Source organism: Stenotrophomonas sp. YJH_SMC_46, assembly GCF_059370315.1.
In genome coordinates this window covers 142,189-167,715 of sequence record NZ_JCAFTO010000004.1, presented here as the reverse complement: position 1 = coordinate 167,715, position 25,527 = coordinate 142,189, and the positions used below count along the sequence as shown (strand labels likewise).

The 25,527-nt window shown below is 67.5% G+C and carries 29 protein-coding genes and 1 riboswitch; of the genes, 13 read left to right on the top strand and 16 right to left on the bottom strand.

All coding sequences use genetic code 11. The features are described from left to right. The first annotated feature begins 237 nt into the window (after positions 1 to 237). Positions 238 to 1,689, top strand: a complete 1,452-nt coding sequence (locus AC5P8C_RS14460) for an aminotransferase-like domain-containing protein (protein ID WP_019660938.1) — start codon at positions 238 to 240, stop codon at positions 1,687 to 1,689. 78 nt (positions 1,690 to 1,767) lie between these two features. On the opposite strand, the gene bioD is transcribed toward AC5P8C_RS14460, so the two are convergent. Continuing rightward, the gene (gene bioD, locus AC5P8C_RS14455; RefSeq protein WP_019660937.1) at positions 1,768 to 2,451 is read right to left on the bottom strand and encodes a dethiobiotin synthase; all 684 of its coding nucleotides are present in this window, start codon (positions 2,449 to 2,451) and stop codon (positions 1,768 to 1,770) included. A 68-nt stretch (positions 2,452 to 2,519) separates the two neighbouring features. On the opposite strand from bioD, the gene AC5P8C_RS14450 reads away from it, so the two are divergent. Both AC5P8C_RS14450 and AC5P8C_RS14445 read left to right on the top strand, forming a co-directional pair. Then, on the top strand, positions 2,520 to 3,002 hold the full coding sequence (locus AC5P8C_RS14450) for a GAF domain-containing protein (RefSeq protein ID WP_005407940.1): 483 nt from the start codon (positions 2,520 to 2,522) through the stop codon (positions 3,000 to 3,002). Further along, positions 2,999 to 3,358: a TfoX/Sxy family protein gene (locus tag AC5P8C_RS14445; RefSeq protein ID WP_019660936.1), complete on the top strand. Its 360-nt coding sequence runs from the start codon at positions 2,999 to 3,001 to the stop codon at positions 3,356 to 3,358. Before AC5P8C_RS14450 ends, AC5P8C_RS14445 begins: the two co-directional genes overlap by 4 nt. An 89-nt stretch (positions 3,359 to 3,447) precedes the next feature. Here the strand turns inward: AC5P8C_RS14445 and AC5P8C_RS14440 are convergent, their stop codons facing one another. Next, positions 3,448 to 4,026 carry a histidine phosphatase family protein gene (locus AC5P8C_RS14440; RefSeq protein WP_019660935.1) on the bottom strand — a complete coding sequence of 193 codons (579 nt, stop codon included), beginning with the start codon at positions 4,024 to 4,026 and terminating at the stop codon, positions 3,448 to 3,450. Between the two features lie 142 nt (positions 4,027 to 4,168). Beyond that, positions 4,169 to 4,391, top strand: a riboswitch (cobalamin riboswitch). 115 nt (positions 4,392 to 4,506) lie between these two features. On the opposite strand from AC5P8C_RS14440, the gene btuB reads away from it, so the two are divergent. Further along, positions 4,507 to 6,351, top strand: a complete 1,845-nt coding sequence (gene btuB, locus AC5P8C_RS14435; RefSeq protein ID WP_233653272.1) for a TonB-dependent vitamin B12 receptor — start codon at positions 4,507 to 4,509, stop codon at positions 6,349 to 6,351. A 119-nt stretch (positions 6,352 to 6,470) separates the two neighbouring features. Here the strand turns inward: btuB and gph are convergent, their stop codons facing one another. The 3 genes from gph to AC5P8C_RS14420 form a co-directional block, all read right to left on the bottom strand. Beyond that, complete coding sequence (gene gph, locus AC5P8C_RS14430) at positions 6,471 to 7,139, bottom strand: phosphoglycolate phosphatase (protein WP_019660933.1); 669 nt, start codon at positions 7,137 to 7,139, stop codon at positions 6,471 to 6,473. Positions 7,140 to 7,202: 63 nt separating this feature from the next. Then, a complete protein-coding gene (locus AC5P8C_RS14425) occupies positions 7,203 to 7,994 on the bottom strand; it encodes a class I SAM-dependent methyltransferase (protein ID WP_019660932.1) in 792 nt (263 codons plus the stop codon). Next, the gene (locus tag AC5P8C_RS14420) at positions 7,991 to 8,920 is read right to left on the bottom strand and encodes a LysR family transcriptional regulator (RefSeq protein WP_019660931.1); all 930 of its coding nucleotides are present in this window, start codon (positions 8,918 to 8,920) and stop codon (positions 7,991 to 7,993) included. The genes AC5P8C_RS14425 and AC5P8C_RS14420 overlap by 4 nt, the downstream gene beginning before the upstream one ends. A gap of 105 nt (positions 8,921 to 9,025) precedes the next feature. Here AC5P8C_RS14420 and AC5P8C_RS14415 point away from each other — a divergent pair, with 105 nt between their 5' ends. Further along, entirely contained in the window at positions 9,026 to 9,664 is a 639-nt protein-coding gene (locus tag AC5P8C_RS14415) for an NAD(P)-dependent oxidoreductase (protein WP_233653273.1), read from the top strand. A gap of 187 nt (positions 9,665 to 9,851) precedes the next feature. Further along, on the top strand, positions 9,852 to 10,763 hold the full coding sequence (locus tag AC5P8C_RS14410; RefSeq protein ID WP_019660929.1) for an MBL fold metallo-hydrolase: 912 nt from the start codon (positions 9,852 to 9,854) through the stop codon (positions 10,761 to 10,763). A 269-nt stretch (positions 10,764 to 11,032) separates the two neighbouring features. On the opposite strand, the gene dinB is transcribed toward AC5P8C_RS14410, so the two are convergent. Continuing rightward, on the bottom strand, positions 11,033 to 12,103 hold the full coding sequence (gene dinB, locus AC5P8C_RS14405; RefSeq protein WP_019660928.1) for a DNA polymerase IV: 1,071 nt from the start codon (positions 12,101 to 12,103) through the stop codon (positions 11,033 to 11,035). Position 12,104: 1 nt separating this feature from the next. Then, positions 12,105 to 12,296 (bottom strand): hypothetical protein, encoded by a 192-nt coding sequence (locus AC5P8C_RS14400; RefSeq protein WP_140223365.1) that lies wholly within the window; start codon positions 12,294 to 12,296, stop codon positions 12,105 to 12,107. Between AC5P8C_RS14400 and fabA the strand changes: the two genes are divergently transcribed. Both fabA and fabB read left to right on the top strand, forming a co-directional pair. Further along, positions 12,295 to 12,810 carry a 3-hydroxyacyl-[acyl-carrier-protein] dehydratase FabA gene (gene fabA, locus AC5P8C_RS14395; RefSeq protein ID WP_014035851.1) on the top strand — a complete coding sequence of 172 codons (516 nt, stop codon included), beginning with the start codon at positions 12,295 to 12,297 and terminating at the stop codon, positions 12,808 to 12,810. The two genes, AC5P8C_RS14400 and fabA, sit on opposite strands and share 2 nt — an antisense overlap. Beyond that, positions 12,810 to 14,018 carry a beta-ketoacyl-ACP synthase I gene (gene fabB, locus AC5P8C_RS14390; protein WP_019660927.1) on the top strand — a complete coding sequence of 403 codons (1,209 nt, stop codon included), beginning with the start codon at positions 12,810 to 12,812 and terminating at the stop codon, positions 14,016 to 14,018. The genes fabA and fabB overlap by 1 nt, the downstream gene beginning before the upstream one ends. A gap of 61 nt (positions 14,019 to 14,079) precedes the next feature. Here fabB and AC5P8C_RS14385 read toward each other — a convergent pair whose 3' ends face one another. Genes AC5P8C_RS14385 through AC5P8C_RS14375 form a run of 3 tightly spaced genes read right to left on the bottom strand, consistent with a single transcriptional unit; the run spans position 14,080 to position 16,522 of the window. Beyond that, positions 14,080 to 14,763: an HAD family hydrolase gene (locus AC5P8C_RS14385; protein ID WP_495218990.1), complete on the bottom strand. Its 684-nt coding sequence runs from the start codon at positions 14,761 to 14,763 to the stop codon at positions 14,080 to 14,082. Further along, the gene (locus AC5P8C_RS14380; protein ID WP_019660925.1) at positions 14,760 to 15,461 is read right to left on the bottom strand and encodes a pseudouridine synthase; all 702 of its coding nucleotides are present in this window, start codon (positions 15,459 to 15,461) and stop codon (positions 14,760 to 14,762) included. The genes AC5P8C_RS14385 and AC5P8C_RS14380 overlap by 4 nt, the downstream gene beginning before the upstream one ends. Further along, positions 15,458 to 16,522 carry a class I SAM-dependent methyltransferase gene (locus AC5P8C_RS14375; protein WP_019660924.1) on the bottom strand — a complete coding sequence of 355 codons (1,065 nt, stop codon included), beginning with the start codon at positions 16,520 to 16,522 and terminating at the stop codon, positions 15,458 to 15,460. Before AC5P8C_RS14375 ends, AC5P8C_RS14380 begins: the two co-directional genes overlap by 4 nt. Before the next feature lie 156 nt (positions 16,523 to 16,678). Here AC5P8C_RS14375 and AC5P8C_RS14370 point away from each other — a divergent pair, with 156 nt between their 5' ends. Further along, positions 16,679 to 16,942, top strand: coding sequence for a hypothetical protein (locus AC5P8C_RS14370; protein ID WP_005407925.1), 264 nt, complete (start codon positions 16,679 to 16,681; stop codon positions 16,940 to 16,942). A gap of 70 nt (positions 16,943 to 17,012) precedes the next feature. On the opposite strand, the gene AC5P8C_RS14365 is transcribed toward AC5P8C_RS14370, so the two are convergent. Next, a complete protein-coding gene (locus AC5P8C_RS14365; RefSeq protein WP_019660923.1) occupies positions 17,013 to 17,306 on the bottom strand; it encodes a DUF3247 family protein in 294 nt (97 codons plus the stop codon). 43 nt (positions 17,307 to 17,349) lie between these two features. After that, positions 17,350 to 19,338, bottom strand: a complete 1,989-nt coding sequence (locus tag AC5P8C_RS14360) for a hybrid sensor histidine kinase/response regulator (protein WP_026347121.1) — start codon at positions 19,336 to 19,338, stop codon at positions 17,350 to 17,352. 245 nt (positions 19,339 to 19,583) lie between these two features. On the opposite strand from AC5P8C_RS14360, the gene AC5P8C_RS14355 reads away from it, so the two are divergent. Continuing rightward, positions 19,584 to 20,147: a DUF3016 domain-containing protein gene (locus AC5P8C_RS14355; RefSeq protein WP_019660921.1), complete on the top strand. Its 564-nt coding sequence runs from the start codon at positions 19,584 to 19,586 to the stop codon at positions 20,145 to 20,147. An 88-nt stretch (positions 20,148 to 20,235) separates the two neighbouring features. Here the strand turns inward: AC5P8C_RS14355 and alr are convergent, their stop codons facing one another. Both alr and AC5P8C_RS14345 read right to left on the bottom strand, forming a co-directional pair. Then, positions 20,236 to 21,303 (bottom strand): alanine racemase, encoded by a 1,068-nt coding sequence (gene alr, locus AC5P8C_RS14350; RefSeq protein ID WP_019660920.1) that lies wholly within the window; start codon positions 21,301 to 21,303, stop codon positions 20,236 to 20,238. Continuing rightward, positions 21,282 to 22,586: a D-amino acid dehydrogenase gene (locus AC5P8C_RS14345; RefSeq protein ID WP_019660919.1), complete on the bottom strand. Its 1,305-nt coding sequence runs from the start codon at positions 22,584 to 22,586 to the stop codon at positions 21,282 to 21,284. Before AC5P8C_RS14345 ends, alr begins: the two co-directional genes overlap by 22 nt. 149 nt (positions 22,587 to 22,735) lie before the next feature. Here AC5P8C_RS14345 and AC5P8C_RS14340 point away from each other — a divergent pair, with 149 nt between their 5' ends. Then, positions 22,736 to 23,215 (top strand): Lrp/AsnC ligand binding domain-containing protein, encoded by a 480-nt coding sequence (locus AC5P8C_RS14340; protein ID WP_019660918.1) that lies wholly within the window; start codon positions 22,736 to 22,738, stop codon positions 23,213 to 23,215. Between the two features lie 61 nt (positions 23,216 to 23,276). Here AC5P8C_RS14340 and AC5P8C_RS14335 read toward each other — a convergent pair whose 3' ends face one another. Both AC5P8C_RS14335 and AC5P8C_RS14330 read right to left on the bottom strand, forming a co-directional pair. Further along, entirely contained in the window at positions 23,277 to 23,456 is a 180-nt protein-coding gene (locus AC5P8C_RS14335) for a hypothetical protein (protein WP_019660917.1), read from the bottom strand. A gap of 143 nt (positions 23,457 to 23,599) precedes the next feature. Next, positions 23,600 to 23,974 (bottom strand): classical arabinogalactan protein 4, encoded by a 375-nt coding sequence (locus AC5P8C_RS14330; RefSeq protein ID WP_233653274.1) that lies wholly within the window; start codon positions 23,972 to 23,974, stop codon positions 23,600 to 23,602. Between the two features lie 139 nt (positions 23,975 to 24,113). On the opposite strand from AC5P8C_RS14330, the gene msrB reads away from it, so the two are divergent. Together msrB and motA are read left to right on the top strand one after the other, a co-directional pair. Continuing rightward, positions 24,114 to 24,581 carry a peptide-methionine (R)-S-oxide reductase MsrB gene (gene msrB, locus AC5P8C_RS14325; protein WP_019660915.1) on the top strand — a complete coding sequence of 156 codons (468 nt, stop codon included), beginning with the start codon at positions 24,114 to 24,116 and terminating at the stop codon, positions 24,579 to 24,581. Between the two features lie 91 nt (positions 24,582 to 24,672). After that, positions 24,673 to 25,527, top strand: a complete 855-nt coding sequence (motA, locus tag AC5P8C_RS14320; protein WP_019660914.1) for a flagellar motor stator protein MotA — start codon at positions 24,673 to 24,675, stop codon at positions 25,525 to 25,527.

Here is a 25,527-nt window from a genome sequence, read left to right as displayed (position 1 = left end):
ATTCCCCCTTGGGCTGACCGACGCTCGGCGGTGCTCTCTGTAGAGCCGAGCCCACGCTCGGCTGCTGTTGGCGGAAGTGCAGCCGAGCATGGGCTCGGCTCTACACACAAAAAAAGACGCACGGCCATCCAGCCGTGCGTTTGGGAAGTATCGGCCGTGCCCCGATCAGGCCAGGCCGACAACGACATGCTAGGCTCGCCATCATCATGGGTACAGCACCAGATGGCGGGATATTCGATGGATACAGATGACCAGGCCTCGATGATTCCCCCCCGCTATCAACGGCTGTCGGATGAGTTGGCCGAAGCCATTCATGGTGGCCGCCTTCCGGTCGGCAGCCGCCTGCCTTCGCTGCGGCAGATGGCCCTGCAGCGCAGGCTCAGCCTGAACACGGTGATTGCCGCCTATCGCCAGCTCGAAGATGCCGGACTGGTGATTCCGCGGCCGAAGGCGGGCTTCGAAGTCGCGCCGCGGCTGTCGGTGCCGGAGCGTTCGCTGCGCGACACCCCATCCGCGCCCACCGCGCCGCTGCAGCAGGTGCTGATGGCCCGGGTACTGGAAGCACAGCGCCGCCCGGGTGTGGTCGATCTGGCCTTCGCCGGCCCACGTGGTCGCCAGTTCTATCCCGGCGCGCAGCTGGCCCGGCATACCGCGCAGGTGCTGCGCCACGGCCAGCAGACGGTGGAGACCTATGCGAGACCCAACGGCTCCCCCCGGCTGCTGGCACAGATCGTGCGCCGCAGTCCGCGCATGGGACTGCACACCCACGCCGAGCGACTCCTGCTGACCCATGGTGCGATGGAAGCCCTGCAGCTGGCGTTGCGCGCGGTCACCCAGCCCGGTGACGCGGTGGGCATCGAGGCGCCGTCCTACTTCAACCTGTATCCGTTGCTGGCCAACCTCGGCCTGCAGGCCATCGAGTTGCCCACCCACCCGCAGCACGGACTGGACGTGGATGCACTGGATGCGCTGCTGGAGCACAGGCCGCTGGCCGCACTGGTGGTGATGCCGACCGTGCACAACCCGCTCGGCTGCACCATGCCGACCGCCGCCAAACAACACCTGGCCGAGCTGGTCAACGCACGGCAGCTGCCGCTGATCGAGGATGCGGTGTACGCCGAGCTGCAGTTCTGCGAACCGCCGGCACCCTTGCTGAAAGCCTTCGATCGCGATGGCTGGGTGATGGTGGTCGGTGGCTTCTCAAAGACACTGGCGCCGGATTACCGCATCGGCTGGCTGGATGGCGGCCGCTTCGCAGAGCGCATCGCACTGCTGAAGTTCCAGTCCACCGGCGGCGAGCCGCAGCTGCTCGGCGATGCGGTGGCCGCGTATCTGGAAGCAGGCAGCTACGAGCACCATCTGCACCGCATGCGCCGCCTGTACCGCGAACAGGTCGGGCGGCTGCGCCAGCTGGTGGCCGAACACTTCCCGGCCGGCACCCGCGCCACCGAACCGCAGGGCGGCTTCCTGCTGTGGCTGGAACTGCCGGGCGTGGACACGCGCGAGCTGTTCGAGCGAGCGCTGCTGGAGGACATCGTGTTCATGCCGGGCCAGGTGTACTCGCGCGGCGCACGCTACCGCCACTGCCTGCGGCTGTCGTGCTGCCAGAGCCTGGATGCGCGCTTCATCGGTGCGGTGGAGCGGCTGGGTGCGATCGCACGGGAGCTGGCAGTGCGCCAGCTCCTGTAGAGCCGAGCCTACGCTCGGCTGCCCTTCGCTGACGGTCCCCGCTGAGCCGAGCATGGGCTCGGCTCTACAGGAAGCAGGTCAGTCGAGCAGGTGCGTACTCAGGATCTGACCATCCGCCCCCGGCAGATGCGGCAGCCGTCCCCAGCACGGCATCGGCAGGCGCTGCTGCAGCGTGGCGATGTTCTCGTCCTGGCGCTGCATCGCACGATCAATGTGGTTGCCGATCCAGCCCAGGCGGTCCACGCCGCTGGCCTGCAGTGATTGCGCAGTCAACCGCGCATGGTTGACGCAGCCAAGTCGCATGCCCACCACCAGCAGCACCGGCAGCTGCAGCGCACGCACCAGGTCGAGCTGGTCCAGCGTGGCCGAAACCGGCGCCAGCCAACCGCCAACCCCCTCCACCACCACGATATCGGCCTGCGCGCGCAGTCGCGCGAACGCGGCCACGATCGGCGCCAGTTCCACCTGCACGCCGTCCTCGGCCGCCGCCAGCTCCGGTGCCAGCGGCTGCCGCAGCGCATATGGGTTCAGGTCGGCATAGTCCGGCACCGGCCAGCTGGCCGCCTGCAGTGCCAGCGCGTCCTCGTTGCGCAGGCCCTGCCCCAGGTCTTCGCTGCCACTGGCCACCGGCTTCATGCCGACTGCACGCAGGCCGCGCCGGCGCAGCGCATGCAGCAGCGCAGTGCTGGCCGCGGTCTTGCCGATTTCGGTGTCGGTGCCGGTAACGAACAGGGCGGGCGGCAGCGTGGCAGGCAACGGCATCGATTGGCTCCAACAGGGCAACAGAGCGTGCATTATCGCCGGCCCGTCGCGCTTGCTAGACTGCGGGCATGTTCGCCAATGCCTCGCTCACCGGCAGCAAGCCGGAACAATACGCCCAGCTGCTGGAACAGGCCCGTGGCCTGGTCTACGCCGAGTCCGACCGCATCGCCAACGCGGCCAACCTCTCCGCACTGGTCTACCACGCCCTGCCCGACCTGAACTGGGTGGGTTTCTACCTGTACGATGGCAAGGAACTGGTGGTCGGCCCGTTCCAGGGCCTGCCGGCCTGCGTGCGCATCCCGCTGGACAAGGGCGTGTGCGGTGCCGCCGCCAGCCAGCGGGTCACCCAGCGCGTGGAGGATGTCGACGCCTTCCCCGGCCACATCGCCTGTGATTCGGCCTCGCGTTCGGAGCTGGTGGTGCCGCTGCTGCGCGGCGATGAACTGATCGGCGTGTTCGACATCGACAGCCCGAAGGTGGGCCGCTTCGATGCCGACGACCAGGCCGGCCTGGAAGCCATTGCGCGCGTGTTCGTCGAGGCGCTGGGATGAACGCACCCAAGCTGCGCAACATCGGCCCCAAGAGCGCGGCCTGGCTGCGCCAGGTCGGCCTGCGCAGCCGCGACGACCTGGTCGCGATCGGAGCGGTCGGTGCCTTCGTCAAGGTCAAGCGTGCCGGCTTCAAGCCCAGCCTGAACCTGCTGTACTCGCTGGAAGGTGCGTTGCTGGACTGCCACTGGCAGGAACTGAGCGAGCCGCAGCGCGATGCGCTGGTACAGGACTATGAAGCGCGCATCGCCGCGCATCCGCTGAAGGCGGCCGGCCCGGCGTCGGGCCCGGTGCATGAGCAGCGCTTCGATGCCGACGATGACGCTGACAGCGTTGCCGAGGGCGCGGACGAGGATTGAGCCGCGCCCTTCTGTAGAGCCGAGCCCACGCTCGGCTGGCTTTTCTGATCGAAGTGCAGCCGAGCATGGCTCGGCTCTACAAGAGCAGATCAGGGCTGCTGCAGCTCCAGCAATTCGCCCACCAGCCCGACCTCACCGCGCTCCAGCCACACACGCAGGCGCGTGCCATGGTCGATGCGCAGCGCCCAGCACAGCGACATCGGCAGGCCGCAGACCTTCGACAGCACCATGCGCAGCGGGCCGCCATGGCTGACCACCAGCGTCGGCACCGGATCGTCATCATCGAGCAGGCGATCCAGCGCGCGCGCGATGCGCCGCTCGAAGTGGCCCCAGCTTTCGCCGTTCGGCGGCGGGAACGCATGCGGGTCAGCATGGAAGGCAGCCAGTGCATCCTCCGGCAGGTCGAACAGCGACTGCCCGTCCCAATCGCCGAAATCCAGTTCTTCCCATTCCTCGTCCGCTTCCACGTCCAGCCCACGCGGCGTGGCCAGCGCCATTGCCGTGTGCAGCGCGCGCAGCCGCGGCGAACTGATCACCCGCTCCCAGGGCTGCGCGGCGTAGGCGTCGACCAGTTCCTGCGGCAGGCGGGCCAGCTGCGGCGGGTCGCTGCGGCCATCGAGGAACTCATCGCGACCGTTGCCGGCATGGCGGACCAGGTCGAGGATCATGCGTGCGTTCCGTACAGGCAACGCGGGGACAGCGGAAAACGGGCGGACATCGGCAACGGCACCACGGGATCGAGGGACCATTCTAAGTGACAGCAAAGGCAGTCGAGCAGGCGCGACGCAACGGGACTGCCTGCGATGCCGTAGACTGCGCGCACTTCCAGGTGACCTGCGGCCACGGCCGGCAGGTTGAAACGGGAAGCCGGTGACGCGTGATTCCACGCCAGGCCGGCGCTGCCCCCGCAACGGTAAGCACGTCAGTTCCGGGCAACACTGCCACTGTGCCTCAGGCATGGGAAGGCGCCTGGACGGTGGCCTCGCGCCGCCCGGCGGCAAGCCCGGAGACCGGCCCGGAAGCCTCAAGTCGCGATGCGGTGGGCATGGCGCTGGATGACCGTGGCGTGCGCTGCGGCATCGGCGCGCGCCTGCCTTCGCGGCTCCTCCCCTTCGCCACGCGGGCGTGCGTGGCACCTGGAGTCCCCCATGAAGCTGCAGTCCCGAATGTTGTCCCTGGCCGTGCTGGCCGCCCTGCCCGCGCTGGCCCAGGCCGCCAATGACACCACCGCGCTCGACCAGATCCTGGTCACTGCGACCCGCACCCCGATCGCCCTGCAGGACAGCATCGCGCCGGCCCAGGTGATCGACCGCGCGCAGATCGAATCCAGCCAGGCCACCTCGCTGCAGGAACTGCTGCGCGGCCGCGCCGGCATCAACCTGACCAATGCCGGCGGCTTGGGCAAGCAGAGCTCGCTGTTCCTGCGCGGCACCAACTCCGGCCACACCGTGGTGCTGGTCGATGGCGTGCGCATCAACAGCGCCGACCTCGGCCTGGCGATGTACCAGGACCTGCCGCTGGCACAGATCGAGCGCGTGGAGATCGTGCGTGGCCCGCAGTCCAGCCTGTACGGCGCGGACGCCATCGGTGGCGTGATCCAGATCTTCACCCGCCGCAGCCAGGGTGACTTCGCCCCGCATTTCCAGCTCGGTGGCGGCAGCAATGGACTGCGCGAGGCCAGTGGCGGCATCGGCGGCGGCACCGAACGCGGCTGGTTCGGCGCTGACATCGCCTACCAGCATTCCGATGGCATCGATGCCTGCCGCGGCTCCTCCTCGGTGTTCACCGCGGGCTGCTTTGCCGACGAGCATGACCGCGACGGCTACCGCAACCTGTCCAAGAGCCTGCGCGGTGGCTACACCTTCAACGACCAATGGAACGTGGAAGGCAGTGCATTGCGTGCCGACGGAAAGAACCATTACGACGGCTACTACAACTATTCGGAAACCCGCCAGCAGGTGCTGTCCGGCAAGCTGCGCTACACCCCGTCCGAACGCCTGGCGTTCACCGCCAATGTCGGCCGCAGTGACAACGAGTCGGACAACTTCGGCGACTTCGATGCCCGTGGCAGCGCCCAGACCCATCGTGACAGTGCCTCGCTGCAGGGCGACTTCGGCATGGCCGAAGGCCAGCTGCTGAGCACCGGCGTGGACTGGAGCGAAGACAACCTGGATGGCAGCAGCGCCGGGTACCTCGTCGACAGCCGTCGCAACACCGGCGTGTTCGTGCAGTACCAGGGCCGCTTCGGCCGCCACCAGCTGCAGGTCAGCGCACGCAACGACGACAACCAGCAGTTCGGCAACCACGCCACCGGCAGCGCCGGCTGGGCGATGGAACTGGGCCACGGCCTGCGCCTCAACGCCAGCTATGGCACCGCGTTCAAGGCGCCGACCTTCAGCGATCTGTACGACCCGTGGAGCGGCGTGCCGACGTTGAACCCGGAGAAGTCCAAGAGCGCCAACCTGGGCGTTTCGCAGCAGGGACAGGGCTGGCACTGGGGCCTGGACGTATATGAAACCCGCATCGATGATCTGATTACCTACGATGCGGCGACCTTCAGGATGCAGCAAGTGGAGAAGGCCCGCATCCGCGGCGCCGAACTGACCGGTGGCGTGTTGCTGGCCGGCTTCGACATCAACGCACAGCTCAGCTACACCGACCCGCGCAACCGTACCCATGGCAGCAGCCAGTTCGACAACTGGCTGCCGCGCCGCGCGCAGCAGACCGCACGCCTGGACATCGACCGCCGCTTCGGCGACTTCCGCGCCGGCCTGACGGTTCAGGGTTCAGGCAAGCGTTATGACAATGCGGCCAACACGATAAAGGTCGGCGGTTACGGTACGCTGGACCTGCGCGCCGAGTACGCGCTGACGCCGTCGTGGACGCTGCTGGCGCGTGCCGCCAATGTGTTCGATCGCCGCTACGAGACCGTGGCGTGGTTCAACCAGCCCGGCCGCGAGTACCAGCTGAGCGTGCGTTACCAGCCGAAATGAAGGCGCGCGCCGGGCATCGCCCGGCGCCTCCTGATGCCATCGACGCATGGCGTCGATCTACTGTAGAGCCGAGCCCATGCTCGGCTCACGCAATGAAGCAGCCGAGCGTGGGCTCGGCTCTACGCCCGAACGCCCGCGGCCAACCCCGGCAACTCACGCAGGTCGTCGATCACTGCCACCGCGTGCGCGCTGCCCAGGTCCAGGCCGCGCGGATAGCCGTAGCGCACCAGCGCGATCGGCATGCCCGCATCTTCGGCGGCGCGGTAGTCGGTCAACGAATCTCCCACCATCAGGCACGCCTCCACCGGCAGCGCGAAATGCGCGGCGATGTGCCGCAGCGGTTCGCCACTGGGCTTGCGCTGCGGCAGCGAATCACCGCCCAGTATCAGCGCGAACGCATCACCAATGCCCAGGTGCTGCAGCAGCGGCGGCACCAGTGCTTCGGGCTTGTTGGTGCAGATCGCCAGTGGCACGTCGCGCGCGCGCAGCTGCGCCAGTGCGTCGGCCACGCCATCGAACAGGCGCGGGCTGCGCAGCAGGCATTCACGGTAGTGAACCATGAACACCGGCATCACTTCGGCCAGGTCGACCTCGCGGCCTGCCGCATGCACGGCCTGTTCGACCAGGCGGCGCACACCGTCGCCGATCCAGCCGAGCACGGTGGCTTCCGGCACGCGTGCCATGCCTATGTCCTCCAGCGTGCGGTTCAGCGCTTCGGCGATATCAGCTGCGCTGTCGACCAGCGTGCCATCAAGGTCGAACACGACCAGTGGATAGGGATACGACAAGGAACGGCACCTGCACGACGTGGGCCCCCCATTGTACGCCGCTGGTTTCCGCGCCGATTCGCCTCAACCGATCCGGCGCGCTCGGGTGGCCAGGAAGGTGGGAAGATAACGGTCGATCAGGAAGCGCGGCCGCGGCTGCCAGTCTTCCATGAAGCGATCGATGACGAAGCCGGCATCCAGCTGGCCACCAATCAGCTCGGTCAGGCTGTGGCCAAAGGTCAATGCGTCGCCACGGGCCAGCTTCGCCTCGCGTTCGGCTTGCGGCAGGTCTTCCAGGTCCGAATAGGGAATGGCGTACTGCGGACGGATCAGGCCCTGTGCATCCAGCTGCGGATCGCGCGCACCCACGAACAGCACCGGATTGTAGAAACTGGCCATCAGCATGCCATCGCGCGCCAGCACGCGGCGGCATTCAGTCCATACCGGGCGCACGTCAGGGACGTAGAGGTTCGAGATCGGGTGGAACACCACATCGAAACTGTCATTGGCAAACACGTGCAGGTCGCGCATGTCACCCTGCACGGTGCGCAGCTGCAGGCCATCGCGCGCGGCGACCGCGCGGTCCTGTTCAAGCTGCCCGTCGGAGAGGTCGAACACGGTGACATCGGCGCCAGCGGCAGCAAGCACCGGTGCCTGTTGGCCACCACCCGAGGCCAGGCACAGGATGCGACGGCCGCGCACGTCGCCCATCCAGTCCAGCGGCAACGCGCGCGGCGTCAAGTGCACCTGCCAGCGGCCTGCGCGCGCGGCAGCAATCGTTGAGCTTTCCACCGGGCGCGACCATTCGCGCGCTTCACTGGCCTGGCGGTCCCAGGCAGCACGGTTGTGGTCGATCAAGGCCTGTCCATGGTTCATGTGTCCTCCGTGCCCGGCGGGCGCCAATCCAGATCCTGGAAGGCCGGGCCGGCGAAGCACTCGCCCAGGAAGTCCAGGAATCGCCGCATGATAGCGGGCTGCTGTCGCCGTGATGCGTACACGGCATGAATGCCGAGCTCGTCCAGACTGAATTCGGGCAGCAGTTCGACCAGTTCGCCACTGCGCAGCATCGGCGCCACCTGGTAGGTCGGCAGCATGGCGATACCGGCACCGGCCCGCACCGCCTCCAGCAGCAGCGATGCCTCGTTGGCACTGATGTTGCCGCCCACAGCCACCGACAGCGAACGGCCATCGCGGTGCAGCTGCCACAGGCTCTTGCCGACGTAGTGGTGGGTCAGGCAGTTGTGCGCGGCCAGGTGTTCGGGAGCGGTTGGCGTACCGCGCGCCTCCAGGTAGGACGGCGTCGCGCACAGCACCGAGCGGCAGGTCGCCAGCCGCCGTGCGATCAGGCTGGGATCGATCTGGCGCGCGATGCGCACGGCCAGGTCCACCCGTTCTTCCACCAGGTTCACGGTGCGGTCGACCAGCAGCAGTTCGATGCGCGCGGCAGGATGGCGCGCGACGAAACCGGCCACCGCTCGTGCCAGGTGGCTCTGCCCGAACGACACGCTGGCGGTCACCCGCAGCGTGCCGTGCGGTTCGGGATCATCGCTGGCCAGCTCGCCCTGCAGTTCCTCACTTATCGCCAGCATCTGCCGGAAGCGCGCCAGCGCCGCTTCGCCGGGGCCGGTCAGGCTGACCCGCCGTGTGGTCCGGTGCAGCAGGCGCGCGCCCAGCCAACCCTCGACCTCGGCCAGGTAACGGCTGACCATCGCCCGTGACATGTCCAGCACCTCTGCCGCTGCGGTCAGGCTGCCGCGCTCGGCCACCTCGACGAACACGGTCATGGCGGTCAATCGGTCCATATGCTCGCTCCATGCAACAAACAAGCGCGTTATACGCTGTTTTTCGAGCGACTGCAGCGGCCTACAGTGGCCGCGTCCCCCCACACCGCCCCACGGAGTCCTGCCATGAAGATCGCCCTCGTCGGTTCCACCGGCAACATCGGCCGCCAGATCGCCCGCCACGCGCTGGCGAACGGCCACGAACTCACTGTCATCGTGCGCAGCGCGCAGGATCTTCCGGCCGAACTGGCCGGCGCCCATCCGGTGGTCGCCTCGCTGAATGACCAGGACGCGCTGGTCGCCGCCATCGCCGGCCACGACGTGCTGGCCAGCGCCTACGGCCCACGCCCGGGCGATGACATCGGCCGCGTCGGCGAGGTGGCCGCACAGCTGGCCGCGGCCGCGCGCAAGGCAGGTGTACCGCGCCTGGTGGTGGTCGGCGGTGCCGGCAGCCTGGAAGTCGCACCCGGCGTGCAGCTGGTCGATACCCCCACCTTCCCGGAGGCCTACAAGCCATACGCGCTGGCCCATCGAGAAGCCTTCAATCGACTGCAGGTGGTGGACGACCTGGACTGGACCTTCTTCTCGCCGGCCGCCGAAATCGGCCCGGGCGAAGAGCGTGGCCATTACCGCGTGCAGCCCAGGGCCTTCCTGGCCGACGCCAGCGGCCACAGCCGCATCAGTTATGCCGACTACGGCGCCGCGTTCGTCGCCGAGCTGGAAGCGCACAAGTACCCGAAGCAGATCATCACGGCAGCGTATTGATCATGCCGTCCGCCGGGCATGGCCCGGCGCTACCTCCCTGTAGAGCCGAAGGCAACGGCAGGAGCCGTTGCCAACATCGCTTGCGACGGCCCGTAGGGGGCCGGGCAAGGACGCCCGGCATAGCCCGCGCTCGGCTCTACGCGAACATGCAGCCGGGCATTGGCCCGGCTCTAGACAAGGAATTCCCATGCGTACCGCTGCCCTGCTGCTTCCCCTCGCCCTGGCCGCCACTTTCACCAGTGCGCCGCTGCTGGCCGCACCGGCCACCGCGGCGCCGACCACCGCGACGAAATCCCAACTGCACCTGCAGACCTTCCATCCCGGCCCGCAGGCAATGTTCCCGGTGTCCTCGGTGCTGATCGAAGGCCGCCACGACGCGATCCTGGTCAATGCGCAGTTCGGTGCCAGCGACGCGCGCAAACTGGTCGAGCTGATCCGCGCCAGCGGCAAGCAGTTGACCACGATCTATATCAGCCACGGCGATCCGGACTACTACTTCGGCCTGGCCACGCTGCAGGATGCGTTCCCGCAGGCGCGCATCGTCGCTACCGCGCAGACCGTTGCCCACATCCAGCAGACACAGGCCGGCAAGCTGGCCTACTGGGGCCCGAAGATGGCTGCCGACGTGCCCGCGCGCATCGTGCTGCCGCAGGTGCTGGAGGGCGATGCCCTGCAACTGGAAGGCCAGCGCCTGCCGCTGATCGGCCTGGACGGACCGACCCCGGACCGCACCGTGCTGTGGGTGCCGTCGCTGCGCGCGATCGTCGGTGGCATTCCGGTGGTGGCGGGCGAGCACGTGTGGATGGCCGACACGCAGACGCCGAAGTCACATGCCGACTGGCTGCAGACCCTGCAGCAGCTGCAGGCGCTGAAGCCGAAGGTGGTGGTGCCGGGGCACTACGCGCCAGGTGCGGCGCTGGATGCCAGTGCACTGCGCTTCACTGCGGACTACATCCGCACGTTCGATATCGAAGCGGCAAAGGCGAAGGACAGTGCGGCGCTGGTGCAGGCAATGCAGTCGCGCTACCCGAAGCTGGATGGCGTCGCATCGCTGGAGCTGAGCGCGAAGGTGGCCAAGGGCGAGATGCAGTGGCCATGAGGTAGGGAGTTTTCTTTTGCAGGGCTGCGCCCTGCACCTGCTCAATGCAACGGCAACAGCCGAAGCAACAGCAACAGCTGGCTATCCGTGGGATGGCGAGGTGGGTCCGGTTGCGGGGGACGCTGCAAGTACGTCCATGTAAGCTCGGTCGCCGCATCCATGCGGCTCACGCCCCCGCAACCGGCCCCACCCCGCCTTCGACAGTTTCCTGCTGCTGATGGAACCTGCTGCTGTTGGTGGGTGCCGACCGTTGGTCGGCACGGCAATGATCAGTGCTCGAACAATTCCCCCTGCACCACCGGTTCCTTTTCGCGGAAGCCACCCAAGCCGACGCCGACCAGGCGGTAACGGGTCTCCGCCGGCAGGTCGACGCGGGCGCGCAGGGCCAGCGCGATGTCGCGCAGTTCTTCCATCGATTCCGGCGGGCGCTCCGGGGTGAAGCTGCGGGTGAGGATGCGGAACTGCGCGGTCTTCAGCTTCAGCACCACGGTGTGGCCGACGCGCTCGGTCTTGCGCGTGGCATTCCAGGTCTTCTCCGCCAGTTGCACGATCGCCTCGCCCAGGTCTTCCAGCAGCAGGTCCTCGGCAAAGGTGTCCTCCGAGGAGATCGACTGTACCTGCTGGTCCGGTTCCACCGGCCGCTCGTCGACGCCGCGTGCACGGTTGTACAGGCTGCGGCCGAAACTGCCGAACGCCTCTTCCAGGTCGACCAGGGACCACTGCCGCAGGTCGCCGCAGGTGACAATGCCACGCGCGGCAAGTTTGCCTTCCATCACCTTGCCGACGCCGGGCACCCGGTTCACCGGCAGCGGCAGCAGGAACGCGTCCACCCGCTGCGGTGGAATCACGAACTGGCCATCGGGCTTGCGCCAGTCCGAAGCGATCTTGGCCAGGAACTTGTTCGGCGCGATCCCGGCTGAAGCGGTCAGGTTCGTCTCCTCACGGATCTGCGCACGGATGGTGCGGGCGATGTCGGTGGCCAGTTCGATGCCGCTCTTCGGCTCGGTCACGTCCAGGTAGGCCTCGTCCAGCGACAACGGCTCGACCAGGTCGGTGTGGCGCAGGAAGATCTCGCGCACCTGGCGTGACACCGCCTTGTAACGTGCAAAGTCAGGCGGCACGAAGATCGCGTCCGGACACAGGCGTTCGGCGCGCAGCGCCGGCATCGCCGAACGCACGCCGAACACGCGTGCCTCGTAGGACGCCGCACACACCACCGAGCGCGCGCCGCGCCATGCCACAACCACCGGCTTGCCGCGCAGTGACGGATCGTCGCGCTGCTCCACCGACGCGTAGAACGCGTCCATGTCGACGTGGATGATCTTGCGCAGTCCGGTCATGTCAGGCGGAAAGGGCGGGGGCGTGCCGAACGGGCCACACGCCGAAGTATGGTCGTTGCACATCAACAGGATGCGCGTATTCCATTGAAAACACTACGGTTGCGTACGGTTGAAATGTTTGATCGGCGCAGTTTCCACGGGCATCCTCGAACGCTTGTTTCCCTGTTTCCCCGCTTCCAGGATTGTGCTTCATGACCCGTCTCCACGCGTTCAACCGCGAACAGCTGCTGGCCAGCGCACGCGGTGAACTGTTCGGCACCGCCGCCGGCCGTTTGCCCAACGATCCGATGCTGATGTTCGACCGCATCACCGACATCCACGAGGACGGCGGACCGCACGGCAAGGGCATGGTACGCGCCGAGCTGGATATCCGCCCGGACCTGTGGTTCTTCGGCTGCCACTTCATCGGCGACCCGGTGATGCCCGGCTGCCTGGGCCTGGATGCCATGTGGCAGCTGACCGGCTTCTTCCTGACCTGGCTGGGCGCCCCCGGCAAGGGCCGCGCGCTGGGCTGTGGCGAGGTGAAGTTCACCGGCCAGGTACTGCCGGACGCCAAGCTCGTACGCTACGAGATCGACATCAGCCGGGTCATCAACCGCAAGCTGGTGATGGCCCAGTCCGATGCCCGCATGTACGTGGATGATCGCGAAATCTACAGCGCCCGCGACCTGCGCGTCGGCCTGTTCACCGAAACCGGGAGCTTCTGATGCGTCGCGTCGTCATCACCGGCATGGGCATCACCTCCTGCCTCGGCAATGATCTGGATACCGTTTCGGCCGCGCTGCGCGAAGGGCGCTCGGGCATCACCGCCCTGGCCGACCACGCCGAAGCGGGCCTGCGCAGCCAGGTCGGCGGTCGTGTCGACCTCGATCTGGAGGCGCTGATCGACCGCAAGCAGAAGCGCTTCATGAGCGACGCGGCGGCCTTCGCCTACCTGGCCATGCGCGATGCCATCGCCGATGCCGGGCTCAGCGCCGAGCAGGTCAGCAGCCTGCGCACCGGCCTGATCGCCGGTTCCGGTGGCGGCTCCAGCGAATGGCAGATCGGCGCGGTCGACCTGCTGCGCGAACGTGGTGTGCGCAAGGTCGGCCCGTACATGGTGCCGCGCACGATGTGCTCGACGGTCTCGGCCTGCCTGGCCACCGCCTACCAGATCAAGGGCGTCAGCTATTCGTTGTCGGCCGCCTGCGCGACCTCGGCGCACTGCATCGGCGCCGCCGCGGACATGATCCGCCATGGCGCGCAGGACATCATGTTCGCCGGTGGCGGCGAAGACCTGCACTGGTCGATGAGCGTGATGTTCGATGCGATGGGCGCGCTGTCGACCAGCTTCAACGAGACCCCGGCCAGCGCCTCGCGCCCGTACGACAAGGACCGCGACGGCTTCGTCATCGCCGGCGGTGGTGGCATGCTGGTGCTGGAGGACTACGACCACGCCGTTGCGCGCGGCGCGCGCATCCATGCCGAACTGATCGGCTATGGCGTGACCTCCGACGGCGCCGACATGGTCGCCCCGTCCGGTGAAGGCGCGGTGCGCTGCATGAAGATGGCACTGCAGGGCGTCGATCGCCCGCTGGATTACCTCAACACCCACGGCACCTCCACGCCGCTGGGCGACGTCACCGAGCTCAACGCCATCCGCGAAGTGTTCGGCGATGCGGTGCCGCCGCTGTCCTCGACCAAGGCGCTGTCCGGCCATTCGCTGGGTGCGGCCAGCGTGCACGAGGCGATCTACTGCCTGCTGATGATGCGCGATGGCTTCGTTGCCGGTTCGGCCAACATCGGCGAACTGGACCCGAAGGTGGAGAGCTTCCCGATCCTGCGCGAAAGCCGCGCGCAGACGCTGGACACGGTGATGTCCAACAGCTTCGGCTTCGGTGGCACCAACGCCGCGCTGGTGTTCGGGCGGGTGTGATGGGGGCAGGCGTGCCGACCAACGGTCGGCACCCACCGTCAGGGGCGGTCGGCACCCACCGCTACTTCGGCAGCAGCGGCAGCAGCAACGCGTGCGCATCCACCAGCGAACCGACAATGCGATGGCCAAGCGCGCGCAGCTCTTCGTCAGGATGCACCAGGTCCGGTACCTGGATCACGGTCATGCCAGCGGCCAATGCCGCGCGCGTGCCAGCGGGTGAGTCTTCCAGCGCCAGGCAGCGCCCAGGCACCTGGCCCAGTCGCTGCGCGGCCAGCAGGTAGATGTCCGGCGCCGGTTTCGGCCGCGCCACGTCGCCACTGGTGATCACCGCGTCGAAATACGGCAGCAGTCCGGCCGCCGCCAGCTTGCGGTTGGCACGCGGCTGCCGCGTGGTGGTGGCCACCGCGCGCGGTACCGCGTGCGCCTTCAGCAGCTCCAGCAGTTCCAGGATGCCCGGACGCAACGGCAGGCCGGTCTGTGTGCGTCCTTCGTACAGTTCGTGGCAGCGTGCAGCGACCGCCTCGATCACGCTGTCCTCGATACCCTGCGTACGCAGCAGCGCGTGCGAATCCCGGTCGCCGAGGCCGACCATGCGCAGGAACACTGCCTCGTCCAGGCCCAGTGCGAATTCGTCGGCGGCCACGCTCCAGCAGGCCAGCGAGACGCGCTCGCTGTCGATCATCAGGCCGTCCATGTCGAAGATGACGGCGTCGGGGAGGAACGGCAGCGCAGCAATGGTGGTCATGGAGCGAACAGCGTATCCAGGTCGGTGGAAGTGAGCTGCCGCCATTGCCCCTCGTCCAGTCCCTGCAGGTCCAGCCCGCCAACACGACTGCGGTGCAGGGCCTGCACGTGGTTGCCGGTGGCGGCGAACATGCGGCGTACCTGATGGTAGCGGCCTTCGTGCAGCACCAGGCGCGCGCGACGCGCATCCAGCACTTCCAGTTCAGCCGGCAGCAGGGGCGTCTTCTCGGACTCCAGCATCAGCGTGCCGCTGGCGAACAGCGCCACCTCGTCGCCGCGCAGGTCCTCGCTCAATTCGACCTCATAGACTTTCGGCAGCTTCGACTTCGGCGAGATGATCCGGTGCAGCAGGCTGCCATCGTCGGTCAGCAGCAGCAGGCCGCTGGTCTCGCGGTCGAGGCGGCCCACCGTGGACAGCACCGGATCGCGGTCGCGGAAGCGCGGCGGCAACAGGTCGTAGATCAGGCGGCCGGTATCCTTGGTCGAACAGGTGTAGCCAGCCGGCTTGTGCAGCGCGATCGACAGGCCCACCGGCGGGTCCAGCGGCTCGCCATCAACCCGGATCACCTCGTGCGGCACCTGGTCGTCGGCGTACAGTACCTCGCCGTCGGCGTCGGTGATGCGGCCTTCGCGGAACATCCACTGCACCTGCTTGCGGCTGCCATAGCCCAGATTGGCAATGTGCTTGACCAGTTTCACTTGCCTTTCCCCTTCACCGCTTCAACCAGCTTGAAGCCGTCGCGCTCGGCGACCACGCGCACCGCGCCGAAGCTGTCGTTGAGGGTGTGCTCGTACGGCAGGTGGCGATTGGCCACCACGTACAGGCGCCCGCCCGGGCGCAGCGCCTGCGCAGCCACGGCAATGAAGCGCTGGCCGATGTCCGGGCGGTCGGCACGCGATGGGGTGTGGAACGGCGGGTTGCTGATGATGACGTCGTAGCCCGGCTCGATGCCGGCGGTGACGTCGCGCCACAGGAAGCGCAGCGGCAGCGGGCGCGGCGGCGGCGCCAGGTTCAGCTCGGCCAGCGCCAGTGCGCGCTGCTCGGCTTCGTACAGGTCCAGCGCGGTGATCTTCGGGCAACGCTCCAGCAGTTCGCGTGACAGGTAACCGTAGCCAGCGCCCAGGTCGGCAGCACGCCCGGCCAGCTCGGCCGGCAGGTGCTCGGCCAACAGTGCCGAGGCCGGGTCGATGCGATCCCAGGCGAACACGCCCGGACGACTGAGGAAACGGCCGCCGACGATCGGGCGCACCGCGTCCAGTGCCGACCAGCGCTTGGCCAGGTCAGCGTCGTGCTGGCCCTGCAGTGGGGCGGTCCAGTACACGCGGCAATGGTTCTTGGTCAGGCTGCCGCCGAGGCCGGCCAACTGCTTGAGGTCGCCTTCGCCGGAGCGCGCGCCTTCGTTGTTGGACTGGCAGGCGACGATGCGGCCACCGTCGGCGACCAGCGCCAGCGCGCGCGCAAACAACGCACGAGCCTCTTCGCGCTGGCGCGGCGGCAGCACCAGCACCAACGGGTAGCGGCCCTTGCCGGCCACATCATCCAGCTGGCCGCTGACGGTCCAGCCGGCGGCCTGCTGCAGCGGCTGCGCGAACGGGGCGAAGCTCTGTTCACAGTGCACCTCGCGGTTGCCGGCCGCTTCGCGCAGCGGCCAGCCGTCGCGGGCCCGCAGGAAGGCCACCGGACCTTCCGGCCAGCGCAGGGCACCTTGTGAAAACGGCAGGAACAGGGTCTGCAGGGGGGCGTCGTCGCTGGAGGCCATCGGCGCGGGTACTTCAAGCGTGAGGGCCGTCCATTGTACCGGCTTGACCGGGCCGGCCCCGGCAGCCGCTTTGCGAAACCCGAACGGGGCTTTGATCTGCCAGCAACATTGAAACGTTCAGGGTAGAGGCTCCCCCGGAAACCCAGGAGAACCTGCATGCGAGCCTTGTTCGTCGGTGGCGTGGTCGACAACAGTGAAATGGACCTGGAAGGCAGCCATCCGCCCGTGCATTACCCCGAGGACACCGGCGGCGGCCACTCGCGCTACCGGCTCCACCAGGTCGGTCATGGCGCCGACGGCAGCGTTGCCTACGCCGTCTATGGGGCACCGGACCTGGCCGATGACGAGGTGGCGAGGGTTGCAGAGGAGCGGGCGTACGCACGCCGGTTCGAGGCGACGCCGACCCTGTTCGAGCACTGACACATCTGTAGCGCCCGAGCCCACGCTCGGGCGGCGGCAGAGCCGAGCGTGGGCTCGGCTCTACATCGGATCAAGGCGCCTTGGGTGGCAGGCGGTTGATACTGGCGATCTCATCCAGCCACACATGGTGCTGCTGCACCGGCGTGTCGTAGTCATCCAGGCGCAACTGGCCGTTGCTGCCTTCATCACCCGCGGCGTTGCGGTATTGCTGCACAGTTGGCCTCACGGCCACCGTGCCGAGCAGGCGGCGGCCATCGTGCAGAATCAGTTCCACCTGCGTTTCGCCATCCAGCTGCGGCAGCAGGGCTTCCAGGCGCGCGATCTGCGCCGGATCGGTGTGGATACGTGGAGCTATGCGGGACATCGGCGACCTCCTGACTGCAGGGTCGCCGATCGGCCGTGAATGCTCAGTGCAGCGCGCTGTCCGCGCGCGCCACCTGCACCTTGCGCACGGCAGCCACCAGCTGCGCCACCGAGTACGGCTTGGCGACGTGCTCCTGGAAGCCCGAGGCCAGCGCGCGGCGGCGGTCGTCGGCACGCGCCAGTGCAGTCACCGCCACCGCAGGCAAGGTCGCCGCGTCCACGCCCATGTCCTCGCGCAAGGTGCGCACCAGCCCATAGCCATCCATGCCCGGCATGCCGATGTCGGTCAGCAGCACGTGGTACTGCAGGTGGCCGGTGTCGGCCAGCAGTGCCAGCGCTTCGCCGGCCGAGCTGGCCGCCGATACGGTGGCGCCCTGCTCTTCCAGCATGCGGCGCAGGTATTCCAGCACTTCCGGCTGATCCTCCACCGCCAGCACGTGCATGCCGCGCAGCGGATAGGGTTCGACGACCACCGGCTCCAGGATCGGCCCACTGATCACTTCGCGCAGCGGTCGGCGCTCTGCATCCGGCAGGTGCTGGGGCAGGCGCACGGTGAAGGTGGCGCCGTGGCCATGCCCTTCGCTGGCGGCAGTGACCGTGCCGCCATGCAGTTCGACCAGCTGTTGCACGATCGCCAGGCCCAGGCCGAGACCGCCATGACGGCGCGTGGTGGTGCCATCAGCCTGCCGGAAGCGGCTGAACAGATGGTTGAGGAATTCGGGCGCGATGCCGTCGCCGGTGTCGCGCACGGTGATCACCCAGTGGTTGCCATCGGCCTGCAGCTGCAGGTCGACGCGGCCTTCGGCCGGGGTGAACTTGATCGCATTCGACAGCAGGTTCCACAACACCTGCTGCAGGCGGGTGGCGTCGCCCAGCACCAGGCACGGCTGTTCCGGCAGCAGCAGGCTCACATCCAGCGCCTTGCCTTCGGCGACCAGCTCCTGCGCGCCGATGGCTTCGCTCAGCAGGTCGCGCAGGTCCAGTATCTCCACCTCCAGCTGCACCTTGCCCAGCAGCATGCTGCTCAGGTCGAGCATGTCCGAGATCAGCCGCTTCTGCGCACCGGCGCTGTTGGCGATCACGTTCAGGCCCTTGTACAGCGGACTGGTGTTGTCCACGCGCTGCAGCAGCAGTTCGCTCCAGCCCAGGATGGTGGTCAGCGGCGTACGCAGTTCATGCGACAGCGTGGCCAGGAACTCGTCCTTCAGCCGCGCCATGTTCTCCGCAGCGCTGCGCGCGGCACGCTCGGACTGCAGCAGCTCCTCGCGGGCCAGTTCAATTTCGCGTCGTTCGGTGACATCCGGACTGCTGCCGGCCAGGCCGATGAAGCGGCCCATCCGCGAAAAACGCGGGCGGGCGTTCATCTCCAGCCAGCGCCACTGGCCATCCGCGCGCCGCGCACGCACCAGCGCGTGCATCGAACGCTGCGCCTTCAGCGCTTCCTGCAGTTCGTATTCGAACACGGACGCGTCATCCGGATGCACGAGACCGCGCCAGACATCTTCCGGCACACGCGTTTCATCACCACCGAAGAACTCGCTGAAGGCACTGTTGACGAAACGCGCATGGCCGCGCTCATCGAGCACCCACACCGGCATCGGCAGGCCGTCTGCCAGCGCGCTGAAACGGGCTTCGCTTTCGCCCAGCTCCACTTCCATCTGCTTGCGCGCGGTGATGTCGAAGAACAGGATGCCGACCTTGTCTTCTCCCGGCCGCCCCACCCGCACCGCGTCGACCGCGAACGAGCGGCCCAGCGCACGGGCTTCCATCTCGAACTGAGCGGGGCGGCCGCTGCGTGCGACTTCGCCATAGATACGGAACCAGTCCTGCTCGTGGTTGGGTTCCAGCGCAGTCATGCACTTGCCACGCGCGTCCTTCAGCCCAGTGTGGCGCTCGAACGCGTCGTTGACTTCGATGAAACAATAGTCGACCGCACGATCACCCTCGAACAGCACCTGGATCACGCAGAAGCCGGCGTTGATGCGCTCAAGCACGCCACGATGCAGGTCGGGTTCTGGCGCCGGCACCAGCATCGGTGGGCGCTCCACGAGGGGCGGCAGTGTGGACAAGGGGGTCTTTGCAGGCCAGGTTGGGAGCACAGCATCTTCCAAAGGGCGTATTCACAGCGTCAAGCGCCGTCAGTCATGGTTGACGTCGATGAATTGGCGGCAACCGCTCTTGCCCACGACGCAATCGGCCATTGCGGTCGTCCGGCAGCAGGCTCACACTCGATCCGTGATCAACACCCCCCCCCAGCGCGGGGACGCAGGAGACCGTCATGAAACGCTCACTCGCGATTGCCCTGCTGGCAGGCGCCCTGGCGGCCGGTGGCGCCAATGCTGCGCCACGCACCGTGACCGACGCAGACGCGCCGCGTGCGTTGCAGGCCGATGGACCGGTCAGCGTGAAATGGGAAGATCCGGCCAAGTTCACCGAAATACGCCAGAGCAGCAACCGCTTCGAGGCCGAACGCGGTGACTGGGTGCAGCAGCTGGCCCGCTACCTGCAGACCACCGCAGCCAAGCCGCTGCAGCCTGGACAGACCCTCGATGTGACCCTCGTCGACATCAAGCGTGCCGGTGACTACGAGCCTTGGCACGGTCCGCGTGGCCGCGACATCCGGATCATGCGCGACATCTACCCGCCACGGATCACCCTGCAGTACACGCTGAAGGATGCCAGCGGCCGTATTGTCAGCGAGGGCGATGCGCGTCTCAGCGATACCGGCTACCTGCACAACGTGGGACTGAAGAGCGACAGCGATCCACTGCGCTACGAGAAGCGCCTGATCGATGACTGGGTGAAGCGCCAGCTGGCCAGTCAGGCGACCGCCGCGCGTTAGGTCCCCCGGCAGGTGTCGACCTTGGTCGACACGCATTCACGGCGCCGATCGAGGTCGGCCGCTACCGGTGCCGAGCGCGGGCTCGGCGCTACACGTACACCTTCGCCACGCGCTTGACCGCGCACGGCAGCTGGTAGGCGCTCACGCCACAGCGCGGCGCCAGCTCCGACAGGGTCGGCGCAGAACCCCACAGTTCCACCACGCTGCCGATGCCGGCCTGCGCATGCGCGGTCAGGTCCACCGTCAGCATGTCCATCGACACGCGCCCGATCAGCGCACCGGGCTGGCCGTCGATCAGCACCGGAGTGCCGTTTGGAGCGAACTGCGGATAACCGTCGGCATAGCCGAGTGCAACCACACCCACGCGGGTGCGCGCCTTGGCCACGAAACGCGCGCCATACCCCACCGGTTCACCGGCTTCGATCCAGCGCTCGGCAATCACCTTCGACTGCATCGTCATCACCGGGCGCAGCCGCTCGGTCAACACGGTGTTGTCCGGCAGCGGGTTGGCGCCGTACAGCATCAGGCCCGGGCGCACCCAATCACTGCGCACATCCGGCCAGCCCAGCAGCGCAGGCGAGTTGCACACGCTGGTCTCGCCTGCCAGTCCATCAATGGCGCGGGCGAAGGTCGCCGCCTGTTCGTGGGTGCGTTCGCTGTCCAGCTCGTCGGCACGCGCCAGGTGGGTCATCAGCACGACGCGTTCGACGTGCGGCAGCGCCGACAGGCGCGCGTGCGCCGCGCGGAAGCTGTCCACGTCCAGGCCGAGGCGGTGCATGCCGCTGTCCAGCTTCAGCCACACCGTCAACGGGCGCGGGCTGTCGAACGCCGCCAGTGCCTCCACTTGCCACGGTGAACCGACGGCGAACCAGAAGTCATGCTCGGCCACCAGCGTCATGTCGCTCGGCTCGAAGATGCCTTCCAGCAGCAGGATCGGCGCACGGATGCCGGCCTGGCGCAGCTCCAATGCCTCTTCGATGGTGGCCACGCCGAAGCCATCGGCCTCGCCTTCCAGCGCCTGCGCACAGCGCACCGCGCCATGCCCATAGGCATCGGCCTTGATGATCGCCAGCGCCTTGCCACCGCCCAGTTCACGGGCGAGGCGGTAGTTGCTGCGCAGGGCGCCCAGATCGATCAGCGCGCGGGCAGGACGCATGTGCGGTTCTCGTGTTGCGGCGCGTGACCGTACTGGCCGTAGCGGAAAATATCCAGCCCTTCGGTGCTGATCTGCGGCTGTCGCGCGCTCATCAGGTCGGCCAGGTAGCGGCCCGAGCCGCAGGCCATGGTCCAGCCCAGCGTGCCGTGTCCGGTGTTGAGGTACAGGTTGCGGAACGGCGTGGCGCCGATCACCGGCGTACCGTCCGGCGTAGCCGGGCGCAGGCCGGTCCAGAACTGCGCGCGCGACAGGTCGCCGCCCTTCGGATAGAGATCCCTGACCACAAGTTCCAGGGTCTCGCGGCGGCGCTGCGACAGCGACAGGTCGAAGCCGGCCACTTCGGCCATGCCACCGACACGGATGCGGTCGTCGAAGCGGGTCACCGCCACCTTGTAGCTCTCATCGAGGATGGTCGAGGTCGGTGCCATCGCCGGGTCGGTGATCGGCAGGGTCAGCGAATAGCCCTTCAGCGGGTACACCGGCAGGCGCATCCCCAGCGGTGCGACCAGCGCTGGCGAGTGGCTGCCAAGCGCGACCACGAAGCGGTCGGCGGTTTCCAGCTTGCCGTCGATGCGCACGCCGGTGATGCGGTCGCCATCGAACTCCAGGCCGGTGATGTCCTGGTCGAAACGGAATTCAACGCCGGCATCCATGCACAACTGCGACAGCCGGCGGGTGAACAACTGGCAGTCGCCGGTCTGGTCACGCGGCAGGCGCAGCGCGCCGACCAGGCCATCGACATGGGCCAGGGCCGGTTCGGCCTGGATGATGCCGGCGCGGTCCAGCACCTCGTACGGCACGCCGTACTGGGCCAGGATCTCGATGTCCTGCGCCGAAGCATCCAGCTGCTGCTGGGTGCGGAACAGCTGGGTGGTGCCAAGGTCGCGGCCTTCGAATTCGATGCCGATCTGCGCGCGCAGCTCGTTCAGGCAGTCGCGGCTGTACTCGGACATGCGCACCATGCGCGCCTTGTTGATCGCATAACGCTCGTGGGTGCAGTTGCGCAGCATCTGCCACAGCCAGCGGTACTGGGCCAGGTCCATGCCCGGGCGGATCGCCAGCGGCGCGTGCTTCTCGAACAGCCAGCCGATGGCCTTCTTCGGCACGCCCGGGGCCGCCCACGGCGAGGTGTAGCCGAACGACAGCTGGCCGGCATTGGCGAAGCTGGTTTCCAGCGCCGGGCCGGGTTGGCGGTCGATGACCGTGACTTCAAACCCGGCCTGTCGCAGGTACCAGGCACTGGTGGTACCGATCACGCCGCTGCCGAGAACTAGGACTCGCATGGGACTTCTCCAACCCGATCATTCCCTGCACTGGAGCGCACAGGGACCATAATTGGGGAAGTATAGACAGCCATTTCCAGTTGATTTGCCTGTTTTGAAATCAACCGGCAGGATGTTCCACTTCAATTCACTCCCGAAGGTTGACGGTCATGGCCACCCGGATCCGCGAACTGGACAAGATCGACCGCAAGATCCTGCGCATCCTGCAGGCCGAGGGCCGCATCTCCTTCACCGAACTGGGCGAGCGGGTGGGCCTGTCGACCACCCCGTGCACAGAGCGCGTGCGCCGGCTGGAGCGCGAAGGGGTGATCACCGGCTACCACGCCCACCTCGACCCGGCCGCAGTTAAAGCGAGCCTGCTGGTGTTCGTGGAGATCAGCCTGGCGTACAAATCCGGCGACATCTTCGAGGAGTTCCGGCGCGCCGCGCTGAAGCTGCCCAACGTACTGGAATGCCATCTTGTATCGGGCGACTTCGATTACCTGCTGAAGGCGCGGATCAGCGAGATGGCCTCCTACCGCAAGCTGCTCGGCAGCACGCTGCTGACACTGCCGCATGTACGTGAGTCGAAGAGCTACATCGTGATGGAAGAAGTGAAGGAAACACTGAGCCTGCCGATTCCGGACTGAGGCTGCTGCAGGGTGGGGCCAGATCCCGTACAGCGGGGTCTGACCCCGATCATGGCGACAGTCAGCGCTGCTGCGGATGCTTCTGCGGGCGCTGTTCCTGCTGCCTGCCGCCCTTGTGCTGCTGCGGCTCCATCTGCTGTTGCTGCTGCTGTTGCTGCTGCGGGTTGCGGCCCTGCGGTTCCTTGCCGGGATGACGGTTCTGCTGGTTTTTCATGGTCGCGATCCAGTGGACGAAGGACATGCGGCGGCGGGATGCCGGCGCAGGGCCACGGTGGCCCCGGAACGGTTAATCGCAGGCGAAAAAGCAGTGATCGGCTGGACGCTGTTTTCGCGCGTTCAGCCCGCTCAGCGCCAGCCAGCAGCCAACCTTGGTGGCACCAGGGTTCAGCGCTTGATCTGCTGGCCATCGCCGGCCGGCACGCTGTCGTAGTAGCGGCCGGTGCGCGAGTCGAACACGCGGTTCGGGCCGGCCGGTCGCACGCCGGGTACGATGCGGCCATTGCGGTCATAGACCTTGTCGGCCGGCCTCGGTGCTGACGGCGGCGCGACCTGGGCCGGACCGGTGGACTTGATTGGTTGCGCCGGTTGCGGCGTAGGCAGCAACTGCGGCTGCGGCCGGGCCGCCTGTGGCGGTGGCGCCACCGGCTGCGGCGCCACGGTGGTCCCGCTGCGGGTGGCCGTGGGGTCGGGGGTGGGCACCTGGGCCAGCGCCAGTGCCGGCAACAGGGCGATCAACAGCAGGGGAAGGGTCGGCTTCATGGCACGCTCCGGCGTCTATGACACCCACCTTGCTCCCGCACCCGTGTGCCACCCATGAACGGCCATCACACTTGCAAGCGCGCGCCGGCACCCCCACGTTTTCCGGCATCCCCAGGCCATCGACCCACGGAGCGCCGCCATGACCGCCTTCGATCTGACGCCCCCCACTGCCACCCAGACCGAGGCGCTGGTCGCCGGCCTCAGCAGCGAGGAACGCCGCGTGCTGTTGCAGCACGGCACCGAAGCGCCGTTCTGCGGCGTGTTCCTCGACAACAAGCGCGAGGGCGTCTACTGCTGCCGGCTGTGCGCGCTGCCGCTGTTCCGCTCCAGCACCAAGTTCGATTCCGGCACCGGCTGGCCCAGCTTCTTCGCCCCGTTCGACCCGGCGCACGTGCGCGAGATCCGCGACACCAGCCACGGCATGGTCCGCACCGAGATCACCTGCGCGCGCTGCGGCAGCCATCTGGGCCACGTGTTCCCCGACGGTCCGCCGCCCACCTACGAGCGCCACTGCCTGAACTCCGTCTCACTTTCCTTCGTCGGCAATGGCGAGCCCTGGCCCGATCCGTTGCAGCGTGGCGGCGCGGAAAGCGGCGTGGCCGGCTGAAACACCCCGCTGACCGATTTCACAGAATTCCCTCTTCAGAAACCCGGGCGACGGGCCGACAAGGAGATATCCCCTCTCCCTGCGTCGCCCCATGCTCATCATCGTTGGATTCCTGGTCGTCATCATCAGCGTGATCGGGGGCTACCTCGGTGCCCACGGCCGCCTGGGTGCCCTCTGGCAGCCCTACGAGCTGGTCATCATCGGCGGCGCCGCGCTCGGCGCGTTCCTGGTCGGTACCCCGGCCAAGACGGTCAAGCAGACCCTGCAGGCCATGGTCGGCGTGTTCAAGGGCCCGCGCTACAAGCAGCAGGATTACATCGATGTCCTCAGCCTGCTCTATGAACTGCTCAACAAGGCGCGCCGCGAAGGCTTCATGGCACTGGAAGACCATGTCGAACGCCCGGCCGAGAGCGCCTTGTTCAGCAATTACCCCAAGGTGCAGGCCGACCACCACCTGATCGACTTCATCACCGACTGCCTGCGCCTGATGATCGGCAGCAACATCGAGCCGCACGAGCTGGAACCGCTGCTGGAACTGGAGCTGGAAAAGCACCACGCTGAAGCCATGGCGCCGTCGCAGGTGCTGACCAAGGTCGCCGACGGACTGCCCGGTTTCGGCATCGTGGCTGCGGTGCTGGGCATCGTCATCACCATGGGTTCGATCGGCGGCGACATCGTCGAGGTCGGTGGCCACGTGGCCGGTGCGCTGGTCGGCACCTTCCTCGGCATCCTGCTGGGCTATGGCTTCGTCGGCCCGATGGCCGCCGCCATGGAAGCGCGCGCCGAGCAGGACAGCCGTATCTACGAATCGGTCAAGACCGCCCTGCTGGCCTGCCTGCGCGGCTACAACCCGAAGATCGCGCTGGAATTTGCCCGCAAGACGCTGCCGTCGAACGTGCGCCCGGCCTTCTCCGATTTCGAGCAGCACCTGAAGACGGTCAAGTAA